Source organism: Mycobacterium parascrofulaceum ATCC BAA-614, assembly GCF_000164135.1.
Taxonomy (GTDB): Bacteria; Actinomycetota; Actinomycetes; order Mycobacteriales; family Mycobacteriaceae; genus Mycobacterium; species Mycobacterium parascrofulaceum.
This window is the reverse complement of record NZ_GG770558.1, coordinates 317,504-326,058: the sequence shown is the minus strand read 5'-3', so window position 1 is coordinate 326,058 and position 8,555 is coordinate 317,504. Positions and strand designations below refer to the sequence as shown.

Sequence of the window (8,555 nt, the reverse complement as noted above, 5' to 3'; positions counted from 1 at the left end):
CGGTCGCCGTGCCGGCGGGCGCGGCGGCGGCTTCGCCGTTGCCGATGGCCTTGTCGAGCGCCTGGTCAAGTGACTTGTCCGGGCCCTTGACGGGCGCTTTGGCCTTGGCCGCGGCCTTTTCGGGGGCCGCCTTGCCGCCGCCGAAGGACTCGCGCAGTCGACGAGCGACCGGCGCCTCCACCGTCGAGGATGCGGATTTGACGAATTCGCCCTGTTCGTTCAGCCGGGCGAGGACTTCCTTGCTGGTTACACCGAGTTCCTTGGCCAACTCGTGTACGCGGGCCTTACCTGCCACTACATCTCCTGTCTGAGAGGCGACAGTCGTGGGGCCGCGCCTCGGGTTTAGCTATGACGCATGGTCATCGGGACTTCACGGTGTGCTCATGTTCTTTGCTACCTGTTCTGTTGCCGGGCAAGTCGAGCGTCTCCACGTGCTCGACCAGCGCGGATGTGTCCGGTGGACGGTCGATGCGCAGCGCTCGGGTGAAAGCCCGCCGCCGAATCGCCTGCTGGACGCACTGCGACACGGGATGCAGCCACGCACCCCGCCCCGGCAGGCTACTCCTGGTGTCAACGACCACGGCATATTCGCCGTTCCCGTTCGACACCGCCACCACGCGAAGCAGTTCGACGGCCAACTCTCGCCTTCGGCACCCGACACACGTCCGGACTGGTCCGTCCACACGTCTGTGCACCCGTTTGGGACCGGGGGCCGAAGACTCACGCTGGATCACGGCTCAGTCTAGCGTCACTTACCCGATCGTCAGAACCGCCCGAGGGTGCCGGTGACTCTTGCCCGCGGCGGCCGGGCGCCGGTGGGTCTCCTTCGCTAGCGGTCGTGCGCCATCCCGCGCGTGGCGCCGTGTTCTGGGTGGCCCTCCGAATGCCCCTCGGACCCGCCCGGGGTGTCGCCGCGGATGTCGATGCGCCACCCGGTGAGCCGCGCGGCCAACCGCGCATTCTGGCCCTCCTTGCCGATCGCCAGCGACAGCTGGAAGTCGGGCACCACCACGCGGGCGGCCCTGGCGTTCGGGTCGATGATCGACACGGAGACCACCTTGGCGGGCGACAACGCGTTGGCGACGAAGCGGGACGGATCCTCGTCGTAGTCGATGATGTCGATCTTCTCCCCGGAGAGCTCGCTCATGACGTTGCGGACGCGCTGCCCCATCGGGCCGATGCAGGCCCCCTTCGCGTTCAGGCCGGGCACGTTGGATTTCACCGCGATCTTCGACCGGTGGCCGGCCTCCCGCGCCACCGCCACGATCTCGACCGACCCGTCGGCGATCTCGGGGACCTCCAGGGAGAACAACTTGCGTACCAGGTTGGGGTGCGTGCGGGACAGCGTGATCAGCGGCTCCCGCGCGCCGCGGGTCACCCCGATCACGTAGCACCGCACGCGGTTGCCGTGTTCGTAGCTCTCGCCGGGCACCTGTTCGGCCGCCGGGATCACGCCCTCGGAGGCTTTGGTCTCGGTGCCCATCCGGACGACGACGAGACCGCGGGCGTTGGCGCGGCTGTCCCGCTGGATGACGCCCGCGACGATCTCGCCTTCGCGGGTGGAGAACTCGCCGTAGGTGCGCTCGTTCTCCGCGTCCCGGAACCGCTGCAGCATCACCTGCCGCGCGGTGGTGGCGGCGATGCGGCCGAAACCCTCCGGGGTGTCGTCCCATTCGCTGATCACGTTGCCGTCGTCATCGGTTTCCCGGGCGACCACCTTGACCACACCGGTCTTGCGGTCGATCTCGATGCGCGCGTCGTTCTGATGGCCCTCGGTATGCCGGTACGCGGTGAGTAGCGCCGACTTGATCGTCTCGAGCAGCTCGTTGACCGAGATGCCGCGATCCACCTCGATGGCATGCAGCGCGGCCATGTCGATGTTCATCAGCGCCGCTCCTTTCCCCCGCGAGCGGGTGGGGGTACCGCCACTGCATCGTCGCCGGCGCGGTTCATGCTTCGGCCTCCGTCCTGTCGGCCCGGCCCGCCAGCTCCAACTCCGCTTGGGCTGGCGGCGAAAACTCCACCTGGACAACGGCTTTGGCGATATCCGCGCGCGCGATCTCGCGTAGCCGGTAGTCGCGGCCCGCCCGGACCACCAGCGCGACGGTGTCGCCTCGCGTTTCGCCGACGCGACCGGTCAGCCGTGAACCGTCCGAGAGGACGACATCGACCTTGCGGCCCCGGGCGCGACGGAAGTGCTTTTCACTGGTCAGCGGGCGGTCCACCCCCGGCGAACTCACCTCGAGCACGTACCGGTCGCCGACGTCGTCGAGGCCGTCCAGCAAAGCCGACGCCGAGCGGGACAGCGTGGCGATGGTGTCCAGGTCGAGGGCTTTGTCGCCGTCGGCGATCACCATGATGCGCGGCGGGCGCGCCCGGGCGTCGATGACCACGTCTTCGATCTCGTATCCCGCGCGCGCGAACTCACCGCCGAGTAGCTCGATCACCTGCGTCTGGGAAGGTAGCCCGGTGGTCACGGCGAGCTCCTCATCTTGAGTTGTCCGGTCAGCTGGAGGGCGTCGCCGCCCCGTTGGCTCGCGGGCGGCTCCAGTGTCCCGGCGGAACGCGAAGGCTGCCGTTCCGCGAGAGCAGCTATCAACGATACGCCAGGAATCGCCGCTGCCGGCGGGATCGCGTCCTGGCTTCGTGCCCACCTTCACGCCGATGGCAGGATGTGTTTGTGTCTAGCGATCCCGTCGTCAACCGGCGGGGTGTGCTCGCCGGCGGCGCGGCCTTGGCTGCGCTCGGGGTGGTCAGCTCCGCCTGCGGCGAGTCCCCGCCCAAGCCCCCAGCCGTCGAAGAGCTGCTGGGGCCGTTGGACCAGGCGCGTAAGGACAGCGCGCTGGCCGGTGCCGCCGCGGCGGCCGTCGGCAATCCGCCGCAGGTCGCGGCCGCGCTGACCGTGGTGGCGAGCCAGCGCGCCGCGCACGCCCGCGCCCTGTCCACGGAGATCTCGCGGGCCGCCGGCAAGATCACCACGTCGTCGACGAGCGAGACGACGGGCCCGAGCCCCAGCCCGGCCGAGCCGGCGGGGCCACCGCCGCCTCCCCCGCCGGTGTCCGACGTGATCAACGCGTTGCGCGCCTCCGCGGACAGCGCCAGCCGCCTGGTGGCGAGCGAATCGGGCTACCGGGCGGGGCTGCTCGCCTCGATCATCGCGTCCTGCACGGCGTCGTACACTGTCGCCCTGGTGCCCGGGGGCCCGTCGATATGAGTTCGGGGAAGGATGCCGACAACGCGGCGCTGTGCGACGCCCTGGCCGTCGAACACTCGACGATCTACGGCTACGGCATGGTGTCGGCGCTGTCGCCGCCCAGCGTGAACGACTTGGTGGTGGAGGCGCTGAACCAGCACCGCCAACGCCGCGACGACGTGATCGCGATGCTGACCGCCCGCAAGGTCAACGCGCCCGTCGCCGCGCCCGGCTACCAGTTGCCGATGCTGGTGGGCAGCGCCGCCGACGCCGCGCGCCTGGCCGCGCGGATGGAGAACGACGGCGCGTCGGCCTGGCGGGTGGTGATCGAGCACGCCGAGACAGCCGATGACCGCGCGTTCGCCGCGACGGCATTGACGCAAAGCGCCGTGATGGCCGCCCGGTGGAACCGCATCCTGGGCGCCTGGCCCATCACGACGAGCTTTCCGGGCGGAAACGACTAGCGCCGCAAGCCTTTTCGTTGCCAGCCGGAATCGCCGACCGGGCTCGCTAACCGGCCAGGGCGGCCACGACGTCGGTGGCCAGCGACGGGCCGACGGCCAGCTCGCGCGTCTGCCCGCCGAAGCGGTCGCGCAACTCGACCACGCCGTTGGCCCAGCCGCGCCCCACCACCAAAATCCAGGGCACGCCGAGCAACTCGGCGTCCTTGAACTTGACACCCGGTGACGCCTGGCGGTCGTCGAGCAGCACCTCGACGCCCAACCGGTCCAGGTCGGTGGCCAGCCCGGTGGCCCCGGTGCGCGCCTCCGCGTCCTTGTTGGCGATCACCAGGTGGACGTCGAAGGGCGCCACCGACGAGGGCCAGCGCAGGCCCAGCTCGTCATGGTGCTGCTCCGCGATGACCGCCACCATGCGCGACACCCCGAGGCCGTAGGAACCCATGGTCAGCCGGACCGGTTTGCCGTCCTCGCCGAGCACGTCGGCGGCGAAGGCGTCGGTGTATTTGCGGCCGAGCTGGAAGATGTGCGCGACCTCGATGCCCCGCGCCGACACCAGCGGGCCGGCGCCGTCGGGCGACGGGTCTCCGTCGCGCACCTCGGCGGCCTCGATGGTGCCGTCCGGCGTGAAATCCCGGCCCGCTACCAGGCCGACGACATGCCGGCCGGGCTGGTCCGCCCCGGTGATCCAGCTGGTGCCGTCTACCACCCGCGGGTCGACCAGGTAGCGAACTCCGTTGTCCTGCAGCGCTTTCGGCCCGATGTAACCCTTCACCAGGAACGGGTACTTGGCGAAGTCGGCGTCGTCGAGCAGCGCGTAGTCGGCCGGCTCCAGCGCCGCCCCGAGCCGCTTGTCGTCGACCTCGCGGTCGCCCGGCAGGCCGATGGCCAGCAGATCCCACTCCCCGCCGGGCTGGCGCACCTTCAGCAACACGTTCTTCAGCGTGTCCGCCGCGGTGACCGCGCGGTCGAGGCCGGCCGTGTTGGCCCACTCCACCAGGGTGGCGATGGTGGGGGTGTCACCGGTGTCGTGGACCACGGCGTCGGGCAGCCCCTCGATGGGCCGGGTCTCCGGCCTGGCGGTGACGACGGCCTCGACGTTGGCCGCGTATCCCGACTCCAGGCAGCGCACGAAGGTGTCCTCGCCGACGGGGCTTTCGGCCAGGAACTCCTCGGAGGCGCTGCCGCCCATCGCCCCCGACACCGCGGACACTATCACGTAGCGCACCCGCAGCCGATTGAAGATGCGCTGGTAGGCCTCCCGGTGCGCGTGGTAGGCCGCCTTGAGTCCGGCGTCGTCGATGTCGAAGGAGTAGGAGTCCTTCATCAGGAACTCGCGCACCCGCAGGATCCCCGCGCGCGGCCTGGCCTCGTCGCGGTATTTGTTCTGGATCTGGTAGAGCAGCACCGGAAAGTCTTTGTAGGAGCTGTATTCGCCCTTCACGGTCAGCGTGAACAGCTCTTCGTGCGTCGGCCCCAGCAGGTAATCGTTGCCGCGGCGGTCCTTGAGCCGGAAGACGCCGTCGCCGTATTCGGTCCACCGGTTCGTCGTCTCGTACGGCGCGCGGGGCAGCAGGGCGGGAAACAGGATCTCCTGGCCGCCGATGGCGTCCATCTCCTCGCGGACGATGCGTTCGATGCGGCGCAGCACCCGCAGGCCGAGCGGCAGCCAGCTGTACAGCCCCGGCGCGACGGGCCGGATGTAGCCGGCCCGGATCAGCAGCTTGTGGCTGGGCACTTCGGCGTCGGCGGGATCATCCCGCAACGTGCGCAGGAACAGCTCGGACATCCGGGTAATCACAGCGGGCCAGCCTAACTGGTGGGGGGTTCGGCGACGCGAGCCGAGGCGTGCGCGGCGGCGCGAACTCGATATCGCCGGCGCTATCGAATCCGGCGCAACGACATTGGAGTTGGCCGCGGAGGGCGACCGCCGGCGTTACAGCTCGCCGGCGTCGATCGCTTCCTTGACCTCCTGCGCGTGGGCCACCTGCGCCGGCGTGTAGCCGATCAACAGCGCCGCCCCGCCGACGATCACGGCGACCCCGGCCACCCACAGCAGGCCGTAGGTGTAGCCCTGGTCGAGCGCGTGCAGCTGGAGGTCGTTCATGATCTTCACCGGGCCGGTGGTGCCGCCCAGATACAGCGTGCGCGAGGTGATCACGGCCTGGATGACGGCCAACACCAGCGGGCCGCCGAGGCTCTGCAGCATCAACGCGATCGCCGACACCGGACCGATCTGGTCGAAACCCACGCCGGCGATGGCCGACAGCGTCAGCGGGACGACGCAGATGCCGATGCCGATGCCGCCCACGATGATGGGCAGCACGAGGTTGGGGAAATAGGGCACCCCGCGGTGCATGAAGCCCCAGCCGTAGAGCATCGCCCAGAACAGCAGGATCCCGCCGCCGATGGTCAGCACCCGCGGCGAAAAGCGCGACACCAGCTGCGAGGAGACGCCCAGGCCGATGCCCATCGCGATGACGAACGGGATGAAGCCGACGCCCGCCCGCAGGGCGCTGTAGCCGAGGATGTCCTGGACGTACAGGCCGATGCACACCGTCAGGCTGAACATGAGCCCGCCGGCCAGGAAGATCGCCGCAAAGGTGACCAGCCGGTTGCGGTCACGGAACAGCGAGAAGGGAACGACCGGGTTCTCGGCGGTGCGCTCCACGATGATGAAGGCCAGGGCGGCGGCCAGCGCGACCACGCCGGAGCCGATGGTGGTGATCGACACCCAGCCCTTCTCCGGCCCCATCGAGAAGGCGAAAACGGCGGCGGTGCACGCCAGCGTGGCCAGCATGGCCCCGGTCGCGTCGAGCTTCATCCGCTCGCGGTTGGTCTCACGCAGCGCGGTGCGGGCCAGGTAGATCATCACCAGCCCGATCGGCACGTTCACCAGGAACGCCAGCCGCCAGGACACCTCGGTCAGCGCGCCGCCGACCACCAGGCCCATCACCGAGCCGATGGCCGTCATCGCGGCGAACACGGCGGTCGCGAAGTTACGTGCGGGCCCCTTGGGGAAGGTGGTCGCGACCAGCGCGAGCCCGGTCGGCGAGGCGATCGCGGACCCCACCCCCTGCGACAGTCGCGCGATGACCATGGTCGCCTCGTCCCAGGCGACCGCGCACAGCACCGAGGAGATGGTGAACAGCGCGACGCCGACGATGAAGGTGCGCTTGCGCCCGATGGTGTCGCCGAGCCGGCCCCCCAGCAGCATCAGCCCGCCGAAGGTGAGCACGTACGCGGTGATCACCCAGCTGCGGCCCGCGTCGGACAGGCTGAGCTCGTTCTGGATCCTGGGCAGCGCGACGATGGCGACGGTGCTGTCCATGGTCGCCAGCAGCTGCATGCCGCCGATGGCGATCACGGCCGCGATGAAGCGACGGGACGGCAGCCACGCCGGGTAGTACTTGCTGATGCGGGTGGAGGCGGTCTCCGCCGGGCGCGTGGCGCGCACCGGGGCCGGACGATCGGGGCGCGCGGACGTGAAGTTCCGCACCGCGCGCTCACTGTCGTTGAGAGCCGTCATAAAGGGTTACCTTACAGTAATCTTAAGAACCGTTTAAAGCCCGAAAGCGGCCACCGGCCCGATCACGATGATCGCGGGAGGTCGGATGCCCTCGGCGCGGATCTTTTCCGGCGTGTCGGCGAGGGTGGCCCGCAAAGTCTGCTGAGACGCGGTCGTCCCGTGCTGCACCACCAGCACCGGCGTATCCGCAGGTCGCCCGCCCTTTATCAACGCGTCGGCGAAAAGCTCGATGCGTTCGACGGCCATCAGCAAAACGATGGTGCCCGACATCGCGCCCAGCGCATTCCAATTCACTAACGATTCGGGATGGCCGGGCGGCAGATGGCCGCTGACCACCACGAATTCGTGGTTCACGGCCCGATGCGTGACCGGGACGCCGGCCAGGGCGGGCACTCCTATGGCACTTGTCACACCCGGCACCACCGTGACCGGGATCCCGGCGTCGACGCACGCCTGCACCTCTTCGTAGCCGCGGGCGAAGACGAACGGGTCCCCACCCTTGAGGCGGACGACGAATTTCCCGGACCGGGCGCGGTCGATCATGACGTCGTTGATCGCGTCCTGCGCCATGGCCCGTCCGTAGGGGATCTTCGCGGCGTCGATGACCTCCACGTGCGGCGGCAGCTCGGCCAGCAGTTCGGGCGGCGCGAGCCGGTCGGCCACCACCACGTCGGCGTGGGCGAGCAGCCGCCGCCCCCGCACCGTGATCAGTTCCGGGTCGCCGGGCCCGCCGCCCACGAGCGCCACCCCGCCCCGCACGACGTCGGGGCTGGTCGCGCTGTCCGGGGTGATCACGCCGGTCTGCAACGCCTCCCGGATGGCCGAGCGGATGGCCGCGGAGCGGCGGTGCTCGCCGCCGGCCAGCACCCCGACCGACAAACCGGCGTAGCCGAACGACGCCGGTGTCACCGCGGTCCCCTCCACCGCGACGTCGGCGCGGACGCAGAACAGGTGGCGGCGTTCGGCCTCGGCGACAATCGCGGCGTTCACCTGCGGGTCGTCGGTGGCCGCGATCGCGTACCACGCCCCGTCGAGGTCACCGTCGCGGTATTCGCGCAGCGACAAGGTGATTCCGTCCATCGCCTCGACGGACCTGGTGGCGCTGCGGGAGATGACGTGGACGTCCGCGCCGCTGGCGATGAGCAGGGGCAGCCGGCGCTGCGCCACTGAGCCGCCGCCGACGACGACGACCTTCTTGCCGGCCAGCCGCAGTCCAGCGAGGTAGGCGTTCTCGGTCACCGGGCAAGCCTAGTGGCGACCGCGAGCGCGGCGGGACGCCGGGCGCTGCGGGTCGCCACCATCACGACCAGTGGCGACCGCGAGCGCGGCGGGACGCCGGGCGCTGCGGGTCGCCACCATCACGACCAGTGGCGAC

At 70.0% G+C, this 8,555-nt stretch carries 9 protein-coding genes; 2 read left to right on the top strand and 7 right to left on the bottom strand.

Annotated features, from left to right (window positions below; translation table 11 throughout):
- From HMPREF0591_RS24900 to rimP, 4 genes are all read right to left on the bottom strand, one after another.
- A partial coding sequence (locus HMPREF0591_RS24900) for a translation initiation factor IF-2 N-terminal domain-containing protein (RefSeq protein WP_007171478.1) occupies positions 1-295 on the bottom strand: 295 nt, incomplete at its 3' end.
- Positions 296-359: 64 nt separating this feature from the next.
- Positions 360-638, bottom strand: coding sequence for a YlxR family protein (locus HMPREF0591_RS24895; protein WP_040623866.1), 279 nt, complete (start codon positions 636-638; stop codon positions 360-362).
- Between the two features lie 191 nt (positions 639-829).
- A complete protein-coding gene (gene nusA, locus HMPREF0591_RS24890) occupies positions 830-1,885 on the bottom strand; it encodes a transcription termination factor NusA (protein WP_007171476.1) in 1,056 nt (351 codons plus the stop codon).
- A gap of 64 nt (positions 1,886-1,949) precedes the next feature.
- Positions 1,950-2,477, bottom strand: coding sequence for a ribosome maturation factor RimP (rimP, locus tag HMPREF0591_RS24885; RefSeq protein ID WP_007171475.1), 528 nt, complete (start codon positions 2,475-2,477; stop codon positions 1,950-1,952).
- A gap of 203 nt (positions 2,478-2,680) precedes the next feature.
- Here rimP and HMPREF0591_RS24880 point away from each other — a divergent pair, with 203 nt between their 5' ends.
- Complete coding sequence (locus tag HMPREF0591_RS24880) at positions 2,681-3,214, top strand: hypothetical protein (RefSeq protein ID WP_007171474.1); 534 nt, start codon at positions 2,681-2,683, stop codon at positions 3,212-3,214.
- The gene (locus HMPREF0591_RS24875; RefSeq protein ID WP_007171473.1) at positions 3,211-3,657 is read left to right on the top strand and encodes a ferritin-like domain-containing protein; all 447 of its coding nucleotides are present in this window, start codon (positions 3,211-3,213) and stop codon (positions 3,655-3,657) included. The genes HMPREF0591_RS24880 and HMPREF0591_RS24875 overlap by 4 nt, the downstream gene beginning before the upstream one ends.
- A gap of 46 nt (positions 3,658-3,703) precedes the next feature.
- On the opposite strand, the gene HMPREF0591_RS24870 is transcribed toward HMPREF0591_RS24875, so the two are convergent.
- From HMPREF0591_RS24870 to cobA, 3 genes are all read right to left on the bottom strand, one after another.
- Positions 3,704-5,452, bottom strand: coding sequence for a proline--tRNA ligase (locus HMPREF0591_RS24870; RefSeq protein ID WP_007171472.1), 1,749 nt, complete (start codon positions 5,450-5,452; stop codon positions 3,704-3,706).
- Between the two features lie 135 nt (positions 5,453-5,587).
- On the bottom strand, positions 5,588-7,180 hold the full coding sequence (locus HMPREF0591_RS24865; protein ID WP_007171471.1) for an MFS transporter: 1,593 nt from the start codon (positions 7,178-7,180) through the stop codon (positions 5,588-5,590).
- A gap of 33 nt (positions 7,181-7,213) precedes the next feature.
- Positions 7,214-8,419, bottom strand: coding sequence for a uroporphyrinogen-III C-methyltransferase (gene cobA, locus HMPREF0591_RS24860; RefSeq protein ID WP_007171470.1), 1,206 nt, complete (start codon positions 8,417-8,419; stop codon positions 7,214-7,216).
- Between the last annotated feature and the right edge of the window lie 136 nt (positions 8,420-8,555).

What these genes read in the sequence shown, in the direction of transcription:
- nusA (WP_007171476.1), bottom strand. Translation starts at nt 1,885, where the DNA reads ATGAACATCGACATGGCCGCGCTGCATGCCATCGAGGTGGATCGCGGC.
- HMPREF0591_RS24865 (WP_007171471.1), bottom strand. Translation starts at nt 7,180, where the DNA reads ATGACGGCTCTCAACGACAGTGAGCGCGCGGTGCGGAACTTCACGTCC.
- HMPREF0591_RS24875 (WP_007171473.1), top strand. Translation starts at nt 3,211, where the DNA reads ATGAGTTCGGGGAAGGATGCCGACAACGCGGCGCTGTGCGACGCCCTG.